The sequence below is a fragment of the Streptomyces sp. SLBN-118 genome, from assembly GCF_006715635.1.
GTDB lineage: Bacteria > Actinomycetota > Actinomycetes > Streptomycetales > Streptomycetaceae > Streptomyces.
In genome coordinates this window covers 3,375,873-3,396,466 of sequence record NZ_VFNP01000001.1, presented here as the reverse complement: position 1 = coordinate 3,396,466, position 20,594 = coordinate 3,375,873, and the positions used below count along the sequence as shown (strand labels likewise).

21 protein-coding genes and 1 pseudogene are annotated in these 20,594 nt (G+C 68.8%); 11 read left to right on the top strand and 11 right to left on the bottom strand.

What is annotated here, in order from left to right; genetic code table 11:
• Nucleotides 1-60: 60 nt before the first annotated feature.
• Nucleotides 61-891, bottom strand: coding sequence for a DUF3558 domain-containing protein (locus FBY35_RS15400; RefSeq protein ID WP_142214338.1), 831 nt, complete (start codon nucleotides 889-891; stop codon nucleotides 61-63).
• Nucleotides 892-1,064: 173 nt separating this feature from the next.
• Here FBY35_RS15400 and FBY35_RS15395 point away from each other — a divergent pair, with 173 nt between their 5' ends.
• Nucleotides 1,065-2,321, top strand: coding sequence for an RtcB family protein (locus FBY35_RS15395; RefSeq protein WP_142214337.1), 1,257 nt, complete (start codon nucleotides 1,065-1,067; stop codon nucleotides 2,319-2,321).
• A gap of 345 nt (nucleotides 2,322-2,666) precedes the next feature.
• On the opposite strand, the pseudogene FBY35_RS15390 reads toward FBY35_RS15395, so the two are convergent.
• A pseudogene (locus FBY35_RS15390) lies at nucleotides 2,667-3,200 on the bottom strand (transposase); the annotation flags it as partial.
• A gap of 574 nt (nucleotides 3,201-3,774) precedes the next feature.
• Here FBY35_RS15390 and FBY35_RS15380 point away from each other — a divergent pair.
• Nucleotides 3,775-5,985, top strand: coding sequence for a hypothetical protein (locus tag FBY35_RS15380; RefSeq protein WP_160159272.1), 2,211 nt, complete (start codon nucleotides 3,775-3,777; stop codon nucleotides 5,983-5,985).
• Between the two features lie 365 nt (nucleotides 5,986-6,350).
• Here the strand turns inward: FBY35_RS15380 and FBY35_RS15375 are convergent, their stop codons facing one another.
• The gene (locus tag FBY35_RS15375) at nucleotides 6,351-6,605 is read right to left on the bottom strand and encodes an amphi-Trp domain-containing protein (RefSeq protein ID WP_142214335.1); all 255 of its coding nucleotides are present in this window, start codon (nucleotides 6,603-6,605) and stop codon (nucleotides 6,351-6,353) included.
• A gap of 126 nt (nucleotides 6,606-6,731) precedes the next feature.
• Here FBY35_RS15375 and FBY35_RS15370 point away from each other — a divergent pair, with 126 nt between their 5' ends.
• Nucleotides 6,732-6,965 carry a hypothetical protein gene (locus tag FBY35_RS15370; RefSeq protein WP_142214334.1) on the top strand — a complete coding sequence of 78 codons (234 nt, stop codon included), beginning with the start codon at nucleotides 6,732-6,734 and terminating at the stop codon, nucleotides 6,963-6,965.
• 99 nt (nucleotides 6,966-7,064) lie between these two features.
• On the opposite strand, the gene FBY35_RS15365 is transcribed toward FBY35_RS15370, so the two are convergent.
• Both FBY35_RS15365 and FBY35_RS15360 read right to left on the bottom strand, forming a co-directional pair.
• Nucleotides 7,065-7,829: an SDR family NAD(P)-dependent oxidoreductase gene (locus FBY35_RS15365; RefSeq protein ID WP_142214333.1), complete on the bottom strand. Its 765-nt coding sequence runs from the start codon at nucleotides 7,827-7,829 to the stop codon at nucleotides 7,065-7,067.
• Between the two features lie 72 nt (nucleotides 7,830-7,901).
• The gene (locus FBY35_RS15360) at nucleotides 7,902-8,237 is read right to left on the bottom strand and encodes a YnfA family protein (RefSeq protein ID WP_142214332.1); all 336 of its coding nucleotides are present in this window, start codon (nucleotides 8,235-8,237) and stop codon (nucleotides 7,902-7,904) included.
• A gap of 109 nt (nucleotides 8,238-8,346) precedes the next feature.
• Between FBY35_RS15360 and FBY35_RS15355 the strand changes: the two genes are divergently transcribed.
• Nucleotides 8,347-8,829, top strand: a complete 483-nt coding sequence (locus tag FBY35_RS15355) for a hypothetical protein (RefSeq protein WP_142214331.1) — start codon at nucleotides 8,347-8,349, stop codon at nucleotides 8,827-8,829.
• Between the two features lie 37 nt (nucleotides 8,830-8,866).
• Here the strand turns inward: FBY35_RS15355 and FBY35_RS15350 are convergent, their stop codons facing one another.
• Nucleotides 8,867-10,333, bottom strand: a complete 1,467-nt coding sequence (locus FBY35_RS15350) for an FAD-dependent monooxygenase (RefSeq protein ID WP_142214330.1) — start codon at nucleotides 10,331-10,333, stop codon at nucleotides 8,867-8,869.
• Between the two features lie 105 nt (nucleotides 10,334-10,438).
• Between FBY35_RS15350 and FBY35_RS15345 the strand changes: the two genes are divergently transcribed.
• A complete protein-coding gene (locus FBY35_RS15345; RefSeq protein ID WP_142215089.1) occupies nucleotides 10,439-11,011 on the top strand; it encodes a TetR/AcrR family transcriptional regulator in 573 nt (190 codons plus the stop codon).
• Nucleotides 11,012-11,069: 58 nt separating this feature from the next.
• A complete protein-coding gene (locus tag FBY35_RS15340) occupies nucleotides 11,070-11,552 on the top strand; it encodes a MarR family winged helix-turn-helix transcriptional regulator (protein ID WP_142214329.1) in 483 nt (160 codons plus the stop codon).
• A 147-nt stretch (nucleotides 11,553-11,699) separates the two neighbouring features.
• On the opposite strand, the gene FBY35_RS15335 is transcribed toward FBY35_RS15340, so the two are convergent.
• The 3 genes from FBY35_RS15335 to FBY35_RS15325 all read right to left on the bottom strand — a co-directional run bounded on the left by FBY35_RS15335 (nucleotide 11,700) and on the right by FBY35_RS15325 (nucleotide 14,013).
• Complete coding sequence (locus tag FBY35_RS15335) at nucleotides 11,700-12,434, bottom strand: Mut7-C RNAse domain-containing protein (protein ID WP_142214328.1); 735 nt, start codon at nucleotides 12,432-12,434, stop codon at nucleotides 11,700-11,702.
• Nucleotides 12,435-12,446: 12 nt separating this feature from the next.
• Nucleotides 12,447-13,310, bottom strand: coding sequence for an NAD(P)H-binding protein (locus FBY35_RS15330; RefSeq protein WP_142214327.1), 864 nt, complete (start codon nucleotides 13,308-13,310; stop codon nucleotides 12,447-12,449).
• 166 nt (nucleotides 13,311-13,476) lie between these two features.
• Nucleotides 13,477-14,013, bottom strand: a complete 537-nt coding sequence (locus FBY35_RS15325; protein WP_142214326.1) for a GNAT family N-acetyltransferase — start codon at nucleotides 14,011-14,013, stop codon at nucleotides 13,477-13,479.
• Nucleotides 14,014-14,058: 45 nt separating this feature from the next.
• On the opposite strand from FBY35_RS15325, the gene FBY35_RS15320 reads away from it, so the two are divergent.
• Nucleotides 14,059-14,679, top strand: a complete 621-nt coding sequence (locus FBY35_RS15320) for a hypothetical protein (protein ID WP_142214325.1) — start codon at nucleotides 14,059-14,061, stop codon at nucleotides 14,677-14,679.
• Here FBY35_RS15320 and FBY35_RS15315 read toward each other — a convergent pair.
• Nucleotides 14,673-15,542 (bottom strand): helix-turn-helix domain-containing protein, encoded by an 870-nt coding sequence (locus FBY35_RS15315; protein ID WP_142214324.1) that lies wholly within the window; start codon nucleotides 15,540-15,542, stop codon nucleotides 14,673-14,675. The genes FBY35_RS15320 and FBY35_RS15315 overlap by 7 nt on opposite strands.
• Before the next feature lie 63 nt (nucleotides 15,543-15,605).
• Between FBY35_RS15315 and FBY35_RS15310 the strand changes: the two genes are divergently transcribed.
• A complete protein-coding gene (locus tag FBY35_RS15310) occupies nucleotides 15,606-16,172 on the top strand; it encodes a TIGR03086 family metal-binding protein (protein ID WP_142214323.1) in 567 nt (188 codons plus the stop codon).
• 197 nt (nucleotides 16,173-16,369) lie between these two features.
• On the opposite strand, the gene FBY35_RS15305 is transcribed toward FBY35_RS15310, so the two are convergent.
• Entirely contained in the window at nucleotides 16,370-16,930 is a 561-nt protein-coding gene (locus FBY35_RS15305) for a hypothetical protein (RefSeq protein ID WP_186356942.1), read from the bottom strand.
• A 273-nt stretch (nucleotides 16,931-17,203) separates the two neighbouring features.
• Between FBY35_RS15305 and hemL the strand changes: the two genes are divergently transcribed.
• From hemL to FBY35_RS15290, 3 genes are all read left to right on the top strand, one after another.
• Entirely contained in the window at nucleotides 17,204-18,520 is a 1,317-nt protein-coding gene (gene hemL, locus FBY35_RS15300; protein ID WP_142214321.1) for a glutamate-1-semialdehyde 2,1-aminomutase, read from the top strand.
• Nucleotides 18,517-19,218, top strand: a complete 702-nt coding sequence (locus FBY35_RS15295) for a histidine phosphatase family protein (protein WP_142214320.1) — start codon at nucleotides 18,517-18,519, stop codon at nucleotides 19,216-19,218. The genes hemL and FBY35_RS15295 overlap by 4 nt, the downstream gene beginning before the upstream one ends.
• A 135-nt stretch (nucleotides 19,219-19,353) precedes the next feature.
• On the top strand, nucleotides 19,354-20,592 hold the full coding sequence (locus tag FBY35_RS15290) for a hypothetical protein (RefSeq protein WP_142215088.1): 1,239 nt from the start codon (nucleotides 19,354-19,356) through the stop codon (nucleotides 20,590-20,592).
• Nucleotides 20,593-20,594: the final 2 nt, after the last annotated feature.

Genomic DNA, 20,594 nt, shown 5'->3' with positions numbered 1-20,594 from the left:
CCCGTCCGCGGGACTCTCCACCGATACGTACGCCACATCGCAACCCTTCCGCCCAGCGGGTCAGTCGCTGAACTCCTCGGCGAGCTTGCGGGCCAGACTCTGGGCCTTTTCCTGCAGTTCCTTGCTGTCCGGGACCTCTGTCGTACGAGCGGGCTGTTCGCCGTAGACGAGGGTCACGATCACGTTCGATGTGCGGAAGACCACGCTGACCGTGCGGCGCTGGGCGGTGGATCCCGCCCCGGCTCCGGTGAGGACGTCGTCGAGGAATGCGGCGTCGCCGAGGCCGTCGAGGACGCGGGGCTGCAGGCCGTCGGGGGTGCCGGTGGCGCTTGACGCGGGTGTGCCCGCCGGGGTTCCGGTCGCGGGCTTGGAGACCGGGGGCGTGGTGGACGGGGACGCCTGGCCCTGCTTGCCGTCCGCGCCCGCCTCTGCGTCGGCCGTGTCCGCCGGGACCGGCAGGTTGGCGGCGTCCTGCTTCGTGACGAAGACCTCCTGCGCCCGGTCGTCGTCGCTCACGGCCCCGTCGTAGGAGACGACGCGCTCGAAGTCGACGCTGAGGTGGTGGGAGGCGTCCGGTGAGTCGGCCTTCCAGCTGCAGCCGACCCGGCGGTCCGTGTCATAGGTGACAGCGGCCGTGCCGCGGAAGATCTTCTTCTGCTGCTCCTCGGGCAACTCGCCGGTGCCCGGCAGCAGATCCTTGAGCGTGGAGCCCGGGACGGAGCCGCAGGGCTCACGCAGGGTGCGGTACTTGCCGGGCTGCGCGACGGAGGACGTACTGCTCCCGGACTTGGGGTCGATGGCGGAGCCGTCGGTGCCGCTGTCGGCGGTGCAGCCGACGACGAGCGCCACCAGGAGCGCCGCGAGGCCGGGTACGTACGCCTTTCGTTGCACGGTCCCAGGCTCCCTTCGAGAGGAAAAGCGGTTGCCGCGTCAGAGCGGCCGATGGACACAATGTCTATCGCACGCGCAGCCGTGGATGCCGGTCCGTTGAGTCTTTTGCGGTCTTAGGTTCCGGCTTTTGCGCTTTGAGTCTTTTCATGGTGTTTCGGGGGAATCGAGGAAGTATGTCGTACGTAGAAGTGCCCGGTGCGAAGGTGCCCATCCGGATGTGGGCGGACCCTTCGACGGTCGAGAGCGGCGCGATGCAGCAGCTGAGGAACGTCGCCACGCTGCCCTGGATCAAGGGCCTCGCGGTGATGCCGGACGTCCACTACGGCAAGGGCGCGACGGTCGGCTCGGTGATCGCGATGCACGGAGCGGTCTGCCCGGCGGCCGTGGGTGTCGACATCGGCTGCGGTATGTCGGCGGTGAAGACCTCGCTGACGGCGAACGACCTGCCCGGAGACCTTTCCCGGCTGCGCTCCAAGATCGAGCAGGCGATCCCGGTCGGGCGGGGGATGCACGACGATCCGGTCGACCCGGGGCAGCTGCACGGCTTCCAGACGGCGGGGTGGGACAACTTCTGGGCGCGGTTCGACGGGGTGGCCGACGCGGTCAAGTTCCGTCAGGAGCGGGCGACAAAGCAGATGGGAACGCTCGGCTCCGGCAACCACTTCGTCGAGTTCTGCCTGGACGAGTCCGGCTCGGTCTGGCTGATGCTGCACTCCGGATCCCGCAACATCGGCAAGGAACTCGCGGACTTCCACATCGGCGAGGCGCAGAAGCTGCCGCACAACCAGGGCCTGATCGACCGCGACCTGGCGGTGTTCATCGCGGACACCCCGCAGATGGCGGCGTACCGGAACGACCTCTACTGGGCGCAGGAGTACGCGAAGTACAACCGCGCGATCATGATGTCGCTCTTCCAGGACGTGGTCCGCAAGGAGTTCAAGAAGGCGAAGGTGACCTTCGAGCCGGTGATCTCCTGCCAGCAGGAAGATGCCGAAGGTCAGATGAGGACCGTCGAGTACCGCCCTGGTGTGATCAGCTGCCATCACAACTATGTCAGTGAAGAGCGCTACGAGGGGATGGATCTGCTGGTCACCCGCAAGGGAGCCATCAGCGCGGGCTCGGGGGAGTGGGGGATCATCCCGGGTTCGATGGGCACGGGCTCGTACATCGTCCGTGGTCTGGGTAATCCGGCGTCGTTCAACTCGGCGTCGCACGGGGCGGGTCGGAAGATGAGCCGAAACGCGGCGAAGCGGCGGTTCTCGACGAAGGACCTGGAGGAGCAGACGCGGGGTGTGGAGTGCCGTAAGGACTCCGGTGTCGTGGATGAGATCCCGGGTGCGTACAAGCCGATCGAGAAGGTGATGGAGCAGCAGAAGGACCTGGTCGAGGTGGTCGCGAAGCTCAAGCAGGTCGTGTGCGTCAAGGGCTGAGGTCCAGTACTCCACCTGATCGACAGAGCCCCGGATGATTCCGGGGCTCTCTGCCTTTCCTACTGCTCTACCTGTGGCAGCCGCTCGACGCCACCATCCGAGACGACCTCTTCCTCGACCTGAGCGGACTGGGTCCACGGTTCAAGCTCAGTAATTGGGTGGTCCAACCAAGGTGGCCTACGGGCAGATCCTCTGCGGCAATCGCGCGCCTCCGTTCGGACGCGTGGGCTGCGTCCTTCGAGTTTCGCCTCGTCGCCGCCTCCTCGTTAGCGGAACCAGTTGCGGAGACAGCGCAGGGACCCGCGCCAAGCCAGCAGGAAGTCCTCCGAGCCGCAGGCGGCGGGGCTCGACGAATCCCATCAGCGGGTGGTGCCCGAACGTCTTCTTCCAGGTCGCGGCGGCATCCTGCTTCTCGGAGTGCGCCAGGACGAGGACTCCGTCGAGGTCCACGATCACCTGCCCGCCCGCGTCCGGCGCCGCATCCCCGGCCAACCGCCAGACGTGTTCGCGCACTTCGGCGTGGGCGGTGCGGAGCGCGGCCAGGACCCGCTTGCCGCCCGACGCCAACTGGCCGACCAGGCGGGAGACTGTCGGGTCGGAGGCCACCGGCCCGAACACGGCCGGCTCGGCCCGCAGCAGGGCCACATCGGCCAGGCAGTCCCCGCCCAGCGCAACTGCGAGCGCCACATCCAGCAGGACCTTGCCCGGATCGTGCACCGCTCGGGCCTTGCGCCACGGCGCCAGCGCCGCCGATATCGCCGCATCCAGCCCGGTCTTGCGGACCGTCTCGACCAGCAGCACCGCCCCGGCCTGCGAAACCACTGCGCGACCGCCGCCCTCGACGCGGACGCGCGGGTAGGAACCGATACGCTTCTTCACCTGGAAAGTGCCTCCGGCGGTGGCGGGAACAGGGACCTCGACAATGCTCATTCTCGCTGGTCAGAGGCACTTTCTGCTTTCGTGATCACCAGTCGGACAGCCCGCCTCGTGAAAGCGCGAGGCTAGCCTCCATCTTTCGTGACGGCCCGTCGATTCTTCGGCGAGCCGTTTCGGCGGTTCGGGCCGGTGGCGGCTCAGCCTCATCTGCTACCGCAGACTCACCAAATGAGACGACGTCTGAGGCTCGCCCGTTCAACGGGGTGACGTGAAGCTGTGCGCCGAGCCCTCAGCTGCTGGGACGCGGGGCCGCGACCGGGGCGGCCTGCGCCGCGTTCGCTGGGTGGTTCCCGGCTGTCCCTCCCCCCCCCTGCCGACGGCCGCGGAGGAGATGTTCACCCTAAGTTTCCGATGGCCAACGCAAAATTATGCGACATGTGATATTGCACTACGCCTGAGTCGGCCCGATGCTGTGCCACACGCCACACGCCACACGCCACACGCCACACGCCACACGCCACACGCCACACGCCACACGCCACACCCCACTCCCCGCCCCCTCGGCAGAGGAACTCCCATGATCCCCAAATTCACACGATGGGCCGTCGCGATCGGCGCGCTGGCCGTCGTCATTTCGGGTGGGCTGGAATCGACGGCGACGGCCCTCCCGGGGACCGCGCGCCAGAGATGCACGCTCACCGTCCCATCCCCCAAGTCGGAGGGCCAGCCCAGTTGTGTCGCGGTCGACCTGAAGCTCGACAAGCTTCCCGCCGTGGGTCAGACCGCGACCCTGCGGGTCAGCCTCCGTTCCCAGATCGCAGTGCCGCACGCCCGACTGACCGTCCGGGTCCCCTCCACCCTCCAACTCCTCACCGCAGGCTCCCCTCTGGGCGAGCCCCAGCGGGTCGGGACCATGAGCGAGGCCAAGGGGGGACTGGTCCTCAGCACCGAAAGGAAGAGCCTCACCCTGCACGTGCGCGCCACGGCGCCGGGGCCTGCCCAGATCGAGGCCCATCTCTCCGACACCGGCTCCCCCTCGCCGCAGCGGGCCGCCAACGACGCCGTCCTGCTCACCATCGGCAAGAAGTCCTCGCGGTCCGGGGCGGACATCACCTCACTCCCCGCCCTCAAGAGCCACCGGTACACGGGTCCGACGAGCAAGAAGTTCAAAAAGGTCCCACAGCCCACCAAGCCCACCAAGTCCACTGAGCCCACCAAGCCCACCAAGACTCAGCCCACTAAGTCCACCCAGACCACCAACGTTGCCGCGGCCCCCGCGGGGCAGATCTGTGCCTACGGCGGCTGGCAATACCACAACAAGGCCGGCGTCCTGAAACCCGCCCGCAACCTCACCGTGCGGGTGCTGGGCCAGGCCACCCAGGGCGCGGTGGAGTACATCTACGCCAGTGGCCTGACCGGCAACAGCGGCGGGTACAACCTCTGCTTCACCCCACCGAACGGCTCGATGTACTCGATGCGCGTGGAGTTCCGCGCGGAGAGTTCGCTCTGGCAGGTGCTCGACGAGAACGGTGCTGTCTACTCAGCCATGACGGCGTACGAATACAACGTCCCCACCGGCGACAAGAACTTCGGCTGGAGGGAGTCAGTCGCGGCCCAGGACCGCGCCTGGCACGCCTTCGACACCCTGAACATCACCTATTGGTGGCGCAGCTCCAGCACCACCTGCTGGACCTCCCATGAGGCCTCGAACAATTGCACCAAGATCACAATAAAGTGGTGGTGGTACAACGCCAACGGGACCCTCAACGTAGACGGTGGATCGTACACCCCCGGGAACTCCGCAGCCAATAGCTTCATCAAGCTGCGGTGGTACGACCCCGACTCCGAGCACACCGTGGTCCACGAAACGGGACACGCTCTGATGCACCGGCTCTACAACTGGTCCTTCCCCAACGTTGGATCCTGCCTCAACCACAGCATCTGGACGGCTTTGTCCGCCGGATGTGCGTGGACCGAGGGGTTCGCCAACGCTGTCACCGGCCATGCCATGGGCGACAACAGCTACGTCGACGCGAACGGCAACGTGACCAACCTGATGAACACCACCTGGAACGACACCAACTACCTCGTCGGGAACACCAACTGGAACGACGGTGACTGGGTGGAAGGACGTGTGGCCGGCTCCCTGATCGACCTGTGGAACAACGTCGACGGTGGACAGGTCAGCACGATCAATCTGATGCTGACCCAGAAGTCGGACACCTTCGACGAGTACTTCAAGACCGACCGTCTCGCGGCCGGTCTGATCGTGTCGGACTACGCCCGCCACCTGCTGTACAAGCACACCATCGACTACCGGACCAACCTGCTCAACAACGCCAGCTTCGAAAGTGGCACGGCCAACTGGTACCCGAACTCGTCGCAGGGCGGGGCGATCATCGGCAACTGGGCGACGTATCCGGCCCACACCGGCTCCTACTACGCCTGGATGGGCGGCTACGGAACCGCGAACACGACGACTCTGGAATCCTCGTGGGTCTACATCCCGGCGCAGGGTGGGACGCTGGACTTCTTCAGCCGCATCGCCACCGATGAGTCCGGCTCCACGGCGTACGACACGCTCTCGGTGCAGGTCACCGACGGCACCACGACCACCACGCTGGGAACGCTGTCCAACGCGGACCACTCCAACGGCTACCAGCACCGCTCCTACGACCTGTACAACCAACGGTCAAAGTGGGTGTGGATCAAGCTCGTCGGCACCGAGAACGCGAGCCTCAAGACGGACTTCGTCCTCGACGACGTCAAGGTCGCCGCCTCGCGATGACAGGCAACGCCGACGGCACTTCCCGATAAGGAGGAACAAAGCAATGCGTGGGGGCTCCAGGCCTACGGCCTGGAGCCCCCAACGGCTTGCGGACCGGCCTTAGGCGTGCGGTGCGTCGCGGACGACATCGCCGCGCTGTTCTTCTCGATCGCTGGCTGACCCTCTCCCGCGCACCGGCCCTCAGGCGGACCGCATGAGGGCCGGTGCGCGGGCCCGGCAGCAGCAGCGCCGGTGCCCAGGGAAATCGCGGCCGGCTCCCAGGGCTGCGCTCGATGGGCACCGGCTCGTGCATCGTCCGCAGTCCGGACAACCCGAAGTCGTCAGTCGTCAGTCGCCTTCGCTTCGCGCGGCGTCCTGTGTGCCTGTCACCCCTGTGACGGCGGTTTCCGGGTCGCTGCTGTCGGCCACTTGAACTCGATCTCCAGCTCGATCTCCCCATTACCGACCTCGACCTCTATCTCGCTGCGGAGGTCGTCGGGGATCCGCAGGCTCAGCCTCCCGGGGCCGAGTTCCAGGTCGGCATCACCACCGTGCTTGAGCGCGGCCGCGATCGCCGTGAGCTGATCAGCCGCCTCAAGGCGTGACAGCGAGCGTTTCTGCTCAAACTTGAGGTCCTTCATGGATGTCTCCGATCAGGCAGAAACAGCAGATAACACCAATTCTGACGCCATCTGCCGGATCGGACATCCTCATGCCGGGGGACCGCCCGACATGTGCGTCTCGCGCCTCTGCCACACGCTGGAGGCATGACCAACGATGCTCACGAGGCGTTCCACCCCACCCCCGTCGTCGTCCTCGCCGTCGTGCGGACCGATCCGCCGTACCGGCTGGTGGAGATCAACGGGGAGATGGCCGGGGCCGCCCACACCATGCTGGATGTGATCAGGCTGGCGCACCAGGCGGGGCTGACCCATATCGACGTCGACGATCCCGCGGTCGTGAGATGGGTCGGCGGAGGCAAGTACAAGTGGACCCCTTGAGCAAACGCCACCTGCGTGAGCGCCGAAGCGGCCCAGGCCGCGGCGCGCGCGGGGGTCTTGAGTTCTGCCTCCGCCCAAGGGGTGGATCCGGGCCGGGTGCTACAGCTCGCGGTGGACCTTGGAGTTGGAGGCCTGGGCGCGCGGGCGGACCACCAGGAGGTCGATGTTGACGTGCGAGGGGCGGGTGACCGCCCAGGTGATGGTGTCCGCCACGTCGTCGGCGGTGAGCGGCTGGGCCACGCCCGCGTAGACCTTGGCGGCCTTCTCCTCGTCGCCGCGGAAGCGGGTCGTGGCGAACTCCTCGGTCTTGACCATGCCGGGCGCGATCTCGATCACCCGGACCGGGGTGCCGACGATCTCCAGGCGGAGGGTCTCGGCGAGGACGTGGGCGCCGTGCTTGGCGGCGACATAGCCGCCGCCGCCCTCGTAGGTCCCGAGGCCCGCGGTGGAGGAGAGGATCACGACGGTGCCGTCGCCGCCGGAGGTGAGGGCCGGGAGCAGCGCCTGGGTGGTGTTGAGGGCGCCGATGACGTTGACCTCGAACATCTGGCGCCAGTCGGCGGGGTCGCCGGTGGCGACGGGGTCGGCGCCGAGTGCGCCGCCCGCGTTGTTGAGCAGGACGTCGCAGCGGTCGAGGGATGCGGCGAACTCGTCGACGGCAGGCCGGTCGGTGACATCGAGGGCGTACGCGGTGGCCCGGTGGCCCGCGGCGACGAGCTCGGCGGCGAGCGCTTCGATGCGGTCCTTGCGGCGGGCGGTGAGGACGACGTGGTACCCGGCGGCGGCGAGCCCGCGTGCGGTGGCGGCGCCGATGCCGCTGCTGGCTCCGGTTATGACGGCGACGGGGGTCCCAGCGGCGGTCATGTCCTACTCCTCGCGCATGTGATCGATACGGGCCCAGGATAGGCGGCGGGTCCGGCGAGCTACTGCCCGGCGTCAGCGGCTCCGTGGTGCGTACATGATCAACGCCACGCCCGCGAGGCAGACCAGCGCCCCGATCACGTCCCAGCGATCCGGGCGGTAGCCGTCGGCGACCATGCCCCAGGCGAGGGAGCCCGCGACGAAGACGCCGCCGTATGCGGCGAGGATCCGCCCGAACTCGCCCTCGGGCTGGAGCGTCGCGACAAAGCCGTACGCGCCGAGTGCGATGACGCCCGCGCCGATCCAGATCCAGCCGCGGTGCTCCCTGAGTCCCTGCCAGACGAGCCAGGCTCCGCCGATCTCGAAGACGGCGGCGACGAGGAAGAGGGCTACGGAACGGGCGGTGAGCATGGGGGCAGCGTGCCACGGGAGGCATCCCGTGCTCGGCGCAAGGTGCTCAGGACTCGCCGGGACTGACGGGCAATCAGGAATATTTATGAGTAAAAGGTATCTTCGGATCATGCGTGTGATGCGTAAGGAACTGTTGGCGGTAGCCGCCGCAGTGGTGCTGCAGGTCGGTGCGGGGGCGAGCGCGGATGCGGACGGCCGGTCGATTGCACCGGAGGCGGATGTGGCGCACCACGGCCATGCCTCGTTGACGCGCGGGCGGCTCGGGGTCTCGCTGCTCTCCGAGAACCATGGCCCCTCGAGCCTCGCGAACGCGACCGTGCGGGTGTCCTTCTCCGTGCCGTTGGCCGGGGTCCAGGCGCTGCCCGCCGGGTGCCTGTGGGGCGGCGACAGGATGGTCCTGTGCGCGACAGGTGAGCTGCGGGCCGGTGGAACCGGACACCGGGTCGCTCTCGACCTGCGGACCGTCGGGACGCCGGCCGAGGTTGTCGTGCAGGTCGGCACCCAGTGGAACGGCGGCGCGACCGACCGGAACCCGGACAACAACGAGCATCGGGTGCTCACGCCCGCCACCGGGGACCCGTACGCCTTCTGACGGGTGGACGGCACGCCCGCGCCCCACGTCGGGCGGTTCACCGGCCCTGTGCCCAGGCGATGTAGCCGTCGGGGCGGATCAGCAGCGCGCCGCGGCGGTCCGAGGCCCAGGTCGCCCGTATGACGCTTCCGGGCGCGGCCGGTGCCGCGGGGGTCTCGCCCTCCGGCGCCACCAGCACGAACCGGCCCTCGCGGAGCAGTTCATAAAGCCTGCCCTCCCTGAGCTCCAGGTCGGGTGCGCGCCGGCCCGTGAGGCGGTGGGCGCCGCGCGGTGCGGCGTATGAGATGCCGATGCCGGAGATCATGCCCATCGCCCGGGTGGACGCCGGTCGCAGTGCGTTCAGGAAGCGGGACACGAGGGAGCGGGCGGCGCGCTGGAGCGGGGTGTGGGCCATCGCGAGCCGGACGATCGTGCCGCTGCTGCGCAGGACCAACGCGCCGACGGGGTGCCGCTCCGACTGGTAGCTGTCGAGCAGGGCTTCGGGGTCGGGAGCCTGGCCCCGGACGACGGAGGCGAGCTTCCAGGACAGGTTCGCCGCGTCCTGCAGGCCGGTGTTCATGCCCTGGCCGCCCGCGGGGGAGTGGACGTGCGCCGCGTCGCCCGCCAGGAAGACGCGGCCGCTCCGGTACGAGGGGGCCTGACGCTCGTCGCTGTGGAAGCGGGAGATCCAGCGTGCGTCATGCATGCCATGGTCGGTGCCGAGGGCTTGGCGGGCGATCTCGCGGACCTCGTCGAGGTCGACGGGCTCGCTGTCGGGGACCTGCCGCTTGCGGTTCCAGCCCATGACGCGGTACCAGCCGTCGCCGAAGGGGGCTATGAAGGCGAAGGCGTCGCCCGTGCCATTGACGGTGAGAAGGCCCTCGGGCTCCTCCGTGAGCCGGACGTCCGCGAGGACGATCGAGCGGATCACCGAGACGCCGGGGAACGGCAGGTCGAGAGCCTTGCGCACGGCGCTGCGCACCCCGTCCGTGCCGACCAGATAGCGGGCCCGCAGCGTGCTCCGGGTTCCGTCGGCGTCCCGGACCTCGGCGGCCACCTCGCCGGATGCGCCGGACTCGTCCGACTGGCTCAGGCCCAGCAGCTCCGTGCCGTGGCGGAAGGTCACCCCCGCGTCGAGCGCCCGGCGCTCCAGCAGGCACTCCACCTCGTACTGCGGGGTGATGAGCAGAAACGGGAAGCGGGAGTGGAGCCGGGACAGGTCGAGGGACAGCCGGCGGAAGAGCCGGAGGCCGGTGATGGATGTACCGGTCTTCACCAGCTCGTCGGCCAGGCCCCGGGCGTCCAGCAGCTCCAGCGTGCGGGCGTGCACACCGAAGGCACGCGTCATGTTGCTGGTCTCGTGCGGGCGGCGCTCGATGACGGTGACCCGGACGCCCGCGGCCGCGAGGTCGCCCGCGAGCAGCATGCCGGTGGGGCCCGCGCCCACGACGAGGACGTCGGTGCTGTCACCGGGGGCCGTGCCGGTCGTGCGGGTGGTGCCTTCGGTTCCGGGCTTGCCGGTCATGGCTGCCTCCTTGTGTGCCAACGCTTGTTGGTCAACGCTTGTTGGCAAATGTAGGACGGCCCGGTCTGGCATGTCAACACTTGTTGGCCTACAGTTGTTGGCATGATGACGGAAGCCCCCGACGGTCCCCGCCGCTCCGATGCCACCAGGGCCGCCATCCTCGAAGCCGCCCGCGAGCGCTTCGCGGCCGACGGGTACGAGCGCGCCACCATCCGCGCCGTCGCCCGCGACGCGGGCATCGATCCTTCGATGGTCATGCGCTACTACGGCAACAAGGAGGGGCTGTTCGCCGCAGCCTCCGAATTCGACCTGCGCATGCCCGCGCTGGGTGCCGTGCCCGACAAGCACATCGGCGCGGTCCTCGTGTCCCACTTCCTCGACCGGTGGGAGCAGGACGAGGTGCTGACCGCGCTGCTGCGGGCCAGCGTCACCAATGCGACCGCGGCCGAGCGCGCCCAGGAGATCTTCAAGCGCCAGCTCGGGCCGGTCGCCGCGGTGGTCTGCCCCGATCCGGCCGAGGCTCCCAGGCGCGCCGCGCTCGTCGCTTCGCAGATACTCGGGATGGCGCTGGTGCGCTTTGTGCTGCGCTTCCCGCCAGCCGTCGACATGTCCCGGGAGGAGCTGATCGCCTGGCTGGCGCCGACGGTTCAGCGGTATCTGACGGCGGAGATGCCTTAGCGGTTGGCGCCGCGGGTGCGGTCGCGGGGCGAGTGTGTTTGGTCCGTAGAATCTCTGCATGACGCAGAAGAGTGCGGCCGGTCGCGGCAGGCTGATGGAAGAGCTGTCCACCGCCTCGCGGCGCTACATGGCCTCGTACGCCCTGTTCAACCAGGCAATCGCCGACCACCTGCGGCTCCATCCCACCGATCTTCAGTGCCTCAATCTGCTGGCGCTCGAACCCGGACCGGTCACCACCGGACGGGTCGCCGAGCTGACCGGGCTGACCACCGGGTCGGCGACGCGGCTCGTCGACCGACTGGAGCGGGCCGGGTATGTCACGCGCGAGCGCGACGTGGAGGACCGGCGGCGGGTGCTGGTGACGCTGGTTGCCGAGCGCATGGCGGAGTTCGGCGCGGTGTGGCAGAAGCTGAACGGCTCGTGGTTCGCCATGTTCGACGCGTACAGCGATGAGGAGATCGCGCTTCTCACCGCGCACATGCGGCGGACGGTGGAGCTGAGCGCGGCGCAGGTGGAGCGGTTGCGGAGTGGGGAGCTCTGAGGCGGGGCCCGTTGCCGGGGCACCGCCTCGACGCGCCACAACCCCCGGACTTTGTCCAGGGGGACCCCACGGGGCTGGTTTTCGGGTTCCGCCCCGGGCCCCGTACGCGACCTTCGGCCGACTGTCCTCAACGCCGGACGGGCTGAGTTATGCCGCGGCGTCGCCGAATTCTCTCAGCGCCTCTTCGACGATCGCCTCCAGCCGGGCATGGTGTGCGCCCCGCCAGTACACGCGCTCGCATGCCGTGCACCGCGCGAACACGTCGTATGTCCGCTGCGTGCCCTGCTGCAACTGGTCCTGGACCGAGTCCTTGTCGGCATCCGTCAGCCGGCCGTTGCACGCAGTGCAGCGGGTCCAGGGCATGAGCCTCGGCGCGAACCGGGCAAGTACGTCGCGCAGTTGGTCGTCCGGCCGGTCGCTGTAGATGTACGCCCCCGCCCAGATCTCCCGCCGTCTCAGCAGCCCGCGGTCCCGGGAGAGCAGCACCCGCTGCTCCTTCGCCGACAGGGAGGCCAGCGCCGGGTCGCCGATGTCCTCGTTCTCGTAGGCCGCGTCGACGCCGAGGAGCCGCAGCCGTCGCGCCAGTGTGCCGAGGTGGACGTCGAGCAGGAAGCGCAGCGGGGCTCCGGGGACTTCCTGGGGCCGTTCGACGCCGTACACCTCGACGGTCTCGCCCGCCCGCGGGATGTGGGAGACGGGCACCTCGCGGCCGTCCACGAGCACTCGGCCCGCCTCGGTGAGCGGGACGCCGAGCGACTCGATGACATGGCCGAGGGTCGATGATCCGTCGGTGACCAGGGCGGTACGTCCCCGGCGGCGCTCGGAGGGGACGAAGAGCCGCAGCTCAGGGGCGACGCTGAGATGGATTTCCGGTCCGTTCACGCCGCCAGCATGTCATCGGGCGGCCCGCGTCAGCCAGGCCGTTTTGAACGCGTCGGCGCTCGAAGCCGCCCACTCGGCGAAGCTGCGGGCCGGGTGGCCGGTGAGTTCCTCGACGGCATGGGTCAGTGGCGTGGGCGAGCCGTCCGTCGAGGCCCAGTAGTCGAGCAGCCCGTCGGCGAAGGTGTCCGGCATGTATCCGGTCATGGCCGCCTTCCATGTCTCGCGCGTCACGGCGGTGTAGGGGAAGGGGGTGCCGACCGCCCGTTCCAGGATGGCGAGTTGCTCGGTGAAGGTGAGCGATTCGGGGCCGGTCAGGTGGTACGTCCTGCCGCGCAGCTCCGGCCGGGTGAACAGTGCGAACGCCGCCTCGGCGATGTCGCGTTCGTGGATGGGATCGCCGTAACTGCCGGGGTACGGCAGGTCGATCGATCCCGCGGACTCAAGCGCCCAGCGCCACTGGAGCGCGTTGGCCGCGAAGGCGCCCGGCTGAAGGACGCTCGTCTCGATGGGCGAGCCGGCGAGCGCCTGCTCGACCGCGAGATGTGACGCCGCGATCGGATTGCCGGCAGCGCCGGGATCGAGGACCGAGCTGGAGGAGAGCAGCACGATGTGCTCGACGCCCGCGGCCGCGGCCTGGTCGAGGAACGCGCCGGTCTGCGACGGCTCCGCGTACAGAAAGACAGAAGTCACGGAGTCGAGGGCGGCCGGGAAGGTCGCGGGATCGTCGAGCGCGCAGTGCACGGCTTCGACGCCCGTCGGCAGGCTGAGCTTCTCGGGGGCGGCGGAGGCGGCACGGACATCGGCTCCCGCCTCGTGGAGGAGTGTGATGAGGGCGGAGCCGACTTTGCCGCGGCTTCCGGTGACGAGGACAGTCATGGCGGAGGTTCCTTAAGGGAGTTGGCGCAAGGAGGTGCGCACAAAGGGCGGTGCGCACAAACGGAGGTGCACAGAAGGGGAGTCGGACATAAACTCTTCGCTGTGCAGTATCTGTGTGACGCAGATAAATATCCGTGAAACGGCGCGCCCCGTCAAGCGACCCGCGTCAGCTGCTGCGCTCGGCCCTGCACAGGTCCAGTCGCCAGTCGTTGGACACCGCCACATGGCCCGGCGGGTACTCGAAGTCGCACTCGCCCACCAGCTCGAAGCCCACCTTCCTGCAGACCGCGTTCGAAGGGAGGTTGTCAGGGGGCGGGAACGCGTGCAGATAGCGGTGCTTGTGCTCGGCGCGCGCCGCCTCGACCACCGCACGCGTGCCCGATGTAGCGATCCCGCGCCCCTGGAAGCCGAGCAGGACGCCCCACCCTGTCTCGTACACCTCCTCGCCCTGCCAGGTCCTTTCCCAGAAGCCGACCGAGCCCACCGACTCCCCGCTCTCCTCCAGGACGATGCGGTACATCCGGCCCCTGCCCGTACGGTCCGAGCTCAGCTCCACATAGCGAGCGTGCCGCTTGACCAACTGCTCTTCTGTCTCCGGGCCTCCCAGGTGTTCCATCAACTCCGGTGCGTTCGCAGCCCGGAGAAGGCCGAAGTCGCCCTCGGACCATGGCTCGATCCGTACCGCCGATGCTTTGATCTCCATGTCACGCACTGTAAAACGGGGGTCTGACAGCCGGGAGTCCTGAGGATGAGCTTCACCCGGGTGTGGGCGATCGGCGCCGTCCCCGATGCCGACGTCGCGGCCCTGCCCGGGCGTTTCGCGCACCTGGAGGGGGAGTGGACCACGCCCCCGGGATACGCCGAGGATCTGGCGTGGTGGCTCGGCGGCGGTGACCGCGAACCGTACTTCACGCCGGCGCCCACGCCCGAAGCCCACCGCTTCGCCGCCTTCGCGCGCAGTGGCGGGCCCAGCGCGCCGGCCGTCGCCGCGATGAAGGAGGCGGCCATGGATCTGCTGCGGGACGCGGAAGGGGAGGCCGCCTTCGCCGCCGCCGCGCGCAAGGGCGATCCGGCCGTTGCCCTCTGTTACGGGCTGGGGGCGCAGGCCGTGGCCCGGCTCCCCGGCTGGTTCGGCGACTTCCTGCTGACCGCCGCCGAGGTACGGGCCGTCCTGCCGCACGCCGAGTCCGTGCTCGCCGTCACCGGGCCCCGCCGTGCCGAGGTCATCGGCCGCATCGACGCCTGGATGTCGGCCATGAGCGACGAGCCCGGCTTCGACGCGCGCACGCTGCTGGACGGGCCGCTGCGGGTGCTGCGGTACGCGGCCGGCCACGGAACGGGTGCCGTCGGTGTCACCGAGAGTTACTGACGACTAGGGGGCGCCTGGCGGGCGTACGCGGTCGGCGGTACGCCCACCGTGGCGGTGAAGTCCCGTACGAGATGGGCCTGATCGCTGTAGCCGAGCTCGGCGGCGAGCGCCGCCCAGTCCAGCCCGCCGCCGTCCGCGCCCGCGCCGTCCCCGTCCGCCGGGGCCGCGGCCTCGGCATCCTCCGCCCGCTCCAGGGCCTCATGGATGCGGTAGCGCAAAATGACCCACTTGGGGCCGACCCCGACGTACGCCGAGAAGAGCCGCTGCAGCGAACGCGCCGACACACCCTCCGCCTCCGCCAGCTGGGCCACCCGCCGGATCGTACGGTCCCCGCGCACCAGATCGACCAGCTCCATCGCACGCAGCGCCTGCGGGTCCGCCGCGGGCTCCAGCCCCAGCAGGAAGGCGTCCAGCGCGGCGACGCGCTCGTCCTGCGCCTCCGGCCCGAGGATCGCGCCCGCCGTGTCCGGCCCCGCGCCCGCGAGGACGTCCGCGACCGGCACGCGATGCCCCGTCCAGTCGGACACCGGCCGCGCGGGCGAGAACGGCCGGAAACCGCCGGGGCGGAACTGCACCCCGCACACGCGCCCCCGCCCCTCAAGCTTCTGTGTGAACAGCCCAAGTCCAATGCCCGCGACCTCCCCCCACGGCGGCTCGTCGCCATACCGCTGGAAGACCACGTTCACGGACGGATGGGGCACCAGATGGGAGGCGTAGGGCTCCGCCAGCTCCCAGTCGATGAGCCAGTAGTGCTCGAGATACGGACGCAGCTCCGGCGCGGGCTCGCGGCGGCGGAACTCGACCCGTGCGAAGAGCTCGCGGGCTTCGACGATTCCCCTGGTGTCGCGGCGCGGACCTGCCATGACGCGGATCCTATGTCGCGTTTGTTCAATACGCAGGGGCTCTGCCGCTCCTACCGTCGAGGCATGACGAAACCCATCAGTGAGCTGTTCGACGCGGCGGCGAAGCGCGCGGTGCCGGTGGTGCGCGGTATCACCGACGACCGGCTGTCCGATCCGACGCCCTGCACCGAGTACGACGTACGCGACCTCACGAATCACCTCATCCAGGTCCTGATCAACTTCCAGAAACTGGCCGCGAAGGAGAAATCCGACTTCGGCGCCGAGCCGCACTGCATGGAGGGCGACTGGCGGTCCCGGTTCGCCGACGAGGCCGACGCGCTCGTCGCGGCGTGGGCGGCACCCGGGGCCGAGGAGGGCACCACCGGGAGCATGGGCTTCCCGGCCAGGACCGTCGCCGGCATGGCGCTGGGCGATCTGACCCTGCACGCCTGGGACCTGGCCCGTGCCACCGGACAGGACTTCACCCCCGACCCGGCCGTGGTCGACGAGATCGGGCCGACGCTCGCGGAGCTGGCACCGATGGCCCGCAAGGGCGGCGTGTACGGCGAGCCCGTCGAGGTGGGGGAGGACGCGTCCGCGCTCGAGCGGGTGCTTGCCCTGACCGGCCGCGATCCGCACTGGCGGCCGTAGGGCACGACTTGTGAACCCAGGACGCCAGGACATTCAAGGGCAGGACGTGCGAGGCCGGCACTCGTCAGGGCAGGACATGTGACGGACAAGCCCGCAGCCGGTCATGTCCTGGAGGGTTGAGACCTGCCCGATCCGAAGTGCCGATCCGGACTCCTGATCCGGACTGCACGATCCGGACACGATCCGGAAAGAAAACCTCAGGGCCACACCAGGCAGTACGGCTGGTGCCCCGCCTCATGGAGACGTACCGAGAAGTCCTGCCACTCGTGCAGCAGTTGGTACACGTTGAACGCGTCGCGCGGACCGCCCCGGTCCGGGACCGTCGACCATATGAAGGCCGCCGCGCCCACCGACTCCTCGCCGATGCCGCGCAGGGGGTCGACCACCGTCATCGGAAGCTTGACCACCGCATAGTCGGGGTGGAGCACCACCAGCTCCAGCGGCGGGACCTTGTTGAGAGGCATGCCCTGGATGCCGGTCAGCACCATCGCGGCTATGGTCTCCGGCTTGATCTTGGCAAACATTCCGCCCATGCCGAGCTCGTCGCCGCCCAGCTCCTCCGGGCGCATCGAGATCGGCACTCGTGCGGCCGTGGCACCGTCAGGCGCGCCGAAGTACTTGTAGGTCACCCCCACTCGGCCGCTCCTGCTTCCCAAGGGCTCGTCCGCGCCAGATTCGCCTCGCCGGTGTTTTCCCCGCCGGGCAGGCTCAGGACCCAGGTCGTCGGTCCCCTCGCCCAGTCCGCCACCGCGATGCATATCTCCACCCGACCACTCGCAGCCCCCGCCGCGCAACCCGATCATCGTGACAGTGACCTCCCCCACGAACGTGCCGCGAAACACCCGTCGGCAAGAACGTCAGGGGCTCTGACACCATGGATTCCGTGAGCCTTCCCTATGTCGCCCCAGTTTCGCAGACGCGAGCGTGGTGACGCCGTTTCGTAATACGAGGAGACCGCGCTCCCTGCTCACCGGTGGCCGAGATCCGTCCCCCGGCACCACCGAACACCCGAATCGCAGATCAGGACCAAAGTGGCGTATTCATACGAAGCCCCAGTTTCGCAGTCGCTTTTCGACCGCGCGTCCCTCGTGACGCCCGGCGGCGTCAACTCTCCCGTCCGGGCCTTCCGAGCCGTGGGTGGTACGCCCCGGTTCATGGTGTCCGGTACGGGTCCGTACCTCACCGATGCCGACGGGCGCGAATACGTCGACCTCGTCTGCTCCTGGGGGCCGATGATCCTTGGGCACTCGCACCCGGCCGTCATCGAGGCGGTGCAGTCCGCCGTGGCCCGCGGAACCTCCTTCGGCACGCCCGGCGAGGGTGAGGTCGCCCTCGCCGAGGAGATCGTGGCCCGCATCGAGCCGGTCGAGCAGGTACGGCTCGTTTCCAGCGGTACGGAAGCGACGATGTCCGCGATCCGGCTGGCCCGCGGCTTCACCGGCCGGGCCAAGGTCGTGAAGTTCGCCGGCTGCTACCACGGCCATGTGGACGCGCTGCTCGCCGCCGCGGGCTCGGGCGTGGCGACCTTCGGGCTGCCCGACACCCCCGGCGTCACGGGCGCGCAGGCGGGCGACACCATCGTGCTGCCCTACAACGACCTTCAGGCGGTGCGCGAGGCCTTCCAGGCGCACCCGGGCGAGATCGCGTGTGTGATCACCGAGGCGTCGCCGGGCAACATGGGCGTGGTCCCGCCGCAGCCGGGCTTCAACGAGGGCCTCAAGGCGGCCTGCTCCGAGAACGGCGCTCTGTACATCTCCGACGAGGTCATGACCGGCTTCCGTACGTCCAGGGCCGGCTGGTACGGCGTGGACGGCGTCACGCCCGACCTGATGACCTTCGGCAAGGTCATGGGCGGCGGTTTCCCCGCCGCGGCCTTCGGCGGGCGGCAGGACGTCATGGCGCATCTCGCCCCGGCCGGCCCGGTCTACCAGGCGGGCACCCTCTCCGGTAACCCGGTGGCCACCGCCGCCGGGCTCGCGCAGCTCCGGCTGCTCGACAACGCCGCGTACGAGAAGATCAACGCCGTCTCGGCGGAGATCCGGTCGCTGGTGACCGATGCGCTGTCCAAGGAGGGCGTGGCCCACCGGCTGCAGACGGCAAGCAACATGTTCTCCGTCTTCTTCACCGGCTCGGACGTCAGGAACTACGAGGACGCCAAGAAGCAGGAGTCCTTCCGCTTCACCGCCTTCTTCCACTCGATGCTCTCCCAGGGTGTCTATCTGCCGCCGTCCGCCTTCGAGTCCTGGTTCGTCTCCACGGCCCACGACGAGCGGGCGATAGAGCGGATCGCCGCCGCGCTGCCCGCTGCCGCCCGTGCCGCGGCCGAGGCGACGGAGGTGTCTGCATGAGCGCGGAGAAGGACATCAGCGCGGAGAAGGACATCACCGTCGTCCACCTGGTGCGCCACGGCGAGGTCGAGAACCCCGACGGTGTGCTCTACGGCCGCCGCGCCGGGTACCACCTCTCCGAGCTCGGCCGGCAGATGGCCGACCGGGTCGCCGAGCATCTCGCGGACCGCGACATCACTCATGTCGTCGCCTCCCCGCTGGAGCGCGCCCAGGAGACCGCGGCGCCCGTCGCCAAGGGCCACAGCCTCACCCTCGACACCGACGAGCGGCTGATCGAGGCGGGCAATGTCTTCGAGGGCAAGACCTTCGGCGTCGGCGACGGCGCGCTGCGCAAGCCGTCCAACTGGAAGCATCTGACCAACCCGTTCCGCCCGTCGTGGGGCGAGCCGTACGTCGATCAGGTCGTACGGATGATGGGCGCCCTCGACGCGGCGCGGGACGCGGCCCGTGGGCACGAGGCCGTGTGTGTCAGTCATCAGCTGCCGATCTGGATCGTTCGCAGCTTTGTGGAGCGGCGCCGTCTGTGGCACGACCCGCGCCGCCGGCAGTGCACGCTCGCGTCGTTGACCACATTCACGTACCAAGGAGACCGGATTGTCTCCGTCGGTTACAGCGAGCCCGCCCGTGATCTTGTTCCGGCTCATCTTCTCGCCGGTGCAAAACCTGTGAAGGGCAAGGCCAAGGCATTCGGCGCGTGAGTGGAGCGCAGTTCTTCACAAACCTTTACCCAAAGAGGCAGTAGTCCCCGGAACCCCCCTCTCCGGAAGTCCATCTAGACCATTGCCGGTTTGGATGTGCTCTCTCCGACCGGGAGGGCGTGGATGGGGGACGACATGCGCGACATCAGTCGAAGGGGCGTGCTGGGGGCGGGACTTGGAGCCGCAGCCGCGATCGGAATCGCCGGCTGCGGCTCCTTCAATCAGGACAAAGGGGGACGTGCCGGACCTGGCGGGGACGGCAAGGGCGGCAAGCCATCCCCCTCCAAGAGTCAGGGCCGGCTCATAGGTGACGGCTCGACGTCCGACACTGGCAAGCAGCCGAACCAGCCGCCCAAGCCTGTCCGGCTCGAACCGGGCCAGACACCGCCGCAGTTCGTGATCTTTTCCTGGGACGGTGCGGGCGAGGTCGGCAACGGCCTCTTCCCGCGTTTCCTCGAACTCGCCAGGAATCATGACGCGGCGATGACCTTCTTCCTCTCCGGGCTCTATCTGCTCCCCGAGTCGAAGAAGACGATCTACCGTCCGCCGAACAATGGCATCGGCGCATCCGACATCGGCTATCTCTCCGACGGTCACATCAAGGAGACGCTGAAGTACGTACGCCAGGCGTGGCTCGACGGCCATGAGATAGGCACGCATTTCAACGGGCATTTCTGCGGTGGTTCGGGATCGGTCGGCAACTGGTCGCCCGCCGACTGGCAGAACGAGATAGACCAGGCTGTGAAGTTCGTCACCGAGTGGCGTACGAACACGGGCTGGAAGGACATGGATCCGCTGCCCTTCGACTACCGCAAGGAACTCGTCGGCGCCCGCACCCCCTGCCTGCTCGGCCAGGACAAGCTGCTGCCCACCGCGAAGAAGCTCGGCTGGCGCTACGACGCGAGCTCGCCCGGCGGCCGCCAGATGTGGCCCGAGAAGCGTCAGGGCCTGTGGGATCTGCCGCTCCAGCAGATTCCGTTCCCCGGGCACTCCTTCGAGGTGCTCTCGATGGACTACAACATCCTCGCCAATCAGTCGAACAATTCGACCAAGGGCATGCCCGAGCGCTATCCCGGGTGGAAGAAGCAGGCCACCGAGGCGTACCTCGCCGGATTCAACCGGGCCTACGAGAGCAACCGCGCGCCCTTCTACATAGGCAACCACTTCGAGCGGTGGAACGGCGGCATCTACATGGACGCCGTAGAAGAGGCGCTCAAGGGCATGACCGGCAAGAAGGACGTACGGCTGGTCTCCTTCCGGCAGTTCTGCGACTGGCTCGATGTGCAGGACCCGCAGGTGCTCGCCAAGCTCCGTACGCTCGAAGTCGGTCAGTCCCCGGCCGGCGGCTGGAACACTTTCTTCAAGGCGGCCTGACA

Excerpts from the sequence above, each read along its gene's own strand:
- FBY35_RS15395 (WP_142214337.1), top strand. The coding sequence starts at position 1,065 with ATGTCGTACGTAGAAGTGCCCGGTGCGAAGGTGCCCATCCGGATGTGG.
- FBY35_RS15380 (WP_160159272.1), top strand. The coding sequence starts at position 3,775 with ATGATCCCCAAATTCACACGATGGGCCGTCGCGATCGGCGCGCTGGCC.
- FBY35_RS15375 (WP_142214335.1), bottom strand. The coding sequence starts at position 6,605 with ATGAAGGACCTCAAGTTTGAGCAGAAACGCTCGCTGTCACGCCTTGAG.
- FBY35_RS15370 (WP_142214334.1), top strand. The coding sequence starts at position 6,732 with ATGACCAACGATGCTCACGAGGCGTTCCACCCCACCCCCGTCGTCGTC.
- FBY35_RS15365 (WP_142214333.1), bottom strand. The coding sequence starts at position 7,829 with ATGACCGCCGCTGGGACCCCCGTCGCCGTCATAACCGGAGCCAGCAGC.
- FBY35_RS15360 (WP_142214332.1), bottom strand. The coding sequence starts at position 8,237 with ATGCTCACCGCCCGTTCCGTAGCCCTCTTCCTCGTCGCCGCCGTCTTC.
- FBY35_RS15355 (WP_142214331.1), top strand. The coding sequence starts at position 8,347 with ATGCGTGTGATGCGTAAGGAACTGTTGGCGGTAGCCGCCGCAGTGGTG.
- FBY35_RS15350 (WP_142214330.1), bottom strand. The coding sequence starts at position 10,333 with ATGACCGGCAAGCCCGGAACCGAAGGCACCACCCGCACGACCGGCACG.
- FBY35_RS15345 (WP_142215089.1), top strand. The coding sequence starts at position 10,439 with ATGACGGAAGCCCCCGACGGTCCCCGCCGCTCCGATGCCACCAGGGCC.
- FBY35_RS15340 (WP_142214329.1), top strand. The coding sequence starts at position 11,070 with ATGACGCAGAAGAGTGCGGCCGGTCGCGGCAGGCTGATGGAAGAGCTG.
- FBY35_RS15330 (WP_142214327.1), bottom strand. The coding sequence starts at position 13,310 with ATGACTGTCCTCGTCACCGGAAGCCGCGGCAAAGTCGGCTCCGCCCTC.
- FBY35_RS15325 (WP_142214326.1), bottom strand. The coding sequence starts at position 14,013 with ATGGAGATCAAAGCATCGGCGGTACGGATCGAGCCATGGTCCGAGGGC.
- FBY35_RS15320 (WP_142214325.1), top strand. The coding sequence starts at position 14,059 with ATGAGCTTCACCCGGGTGTGGGCGATCGGCGCCGTCCCCGATGCCGAC.
- FBY35_RS15315 (WP_142214324.1), bottom strand. The coding sequence starts at position 15,542 with ATGGCAGGTCCGCGCCGCGACACCAGGGGAATCGTCGAAGCCCGCGAG.
- FBY35_RS15310 (WP_142214323.1), top strand. The coding sequence starts at position 15,606 with ATGACGAAACCCATCAGTGAGCTGTTCGACGCGGCGGCGAAGCGCGCG.
- FBY35_RS15305 (WP_186356942.1), bottom strand. The coding sequence starts at position 16,930 with ATGCATCGCGGTGGCGGACTGGGCGAGGGGACCGACGACCTGGGTCCT.
- FBY35_RS15295 (WP_142214320.1), top strand. The coding sequence starts at position 18,517 with ATGAGCGCGGAGAAGGACATCAGCGCGGAGAAGGACATCACCGTCGTC.
- FBY35_RS15290 (WP_142215088.1), top strand. The coding sequence starts at position 19,354 with ATGCGCGACATCAGTCGAAGGGGCGTGCTGGGGGCGGGACTTGGAGCC.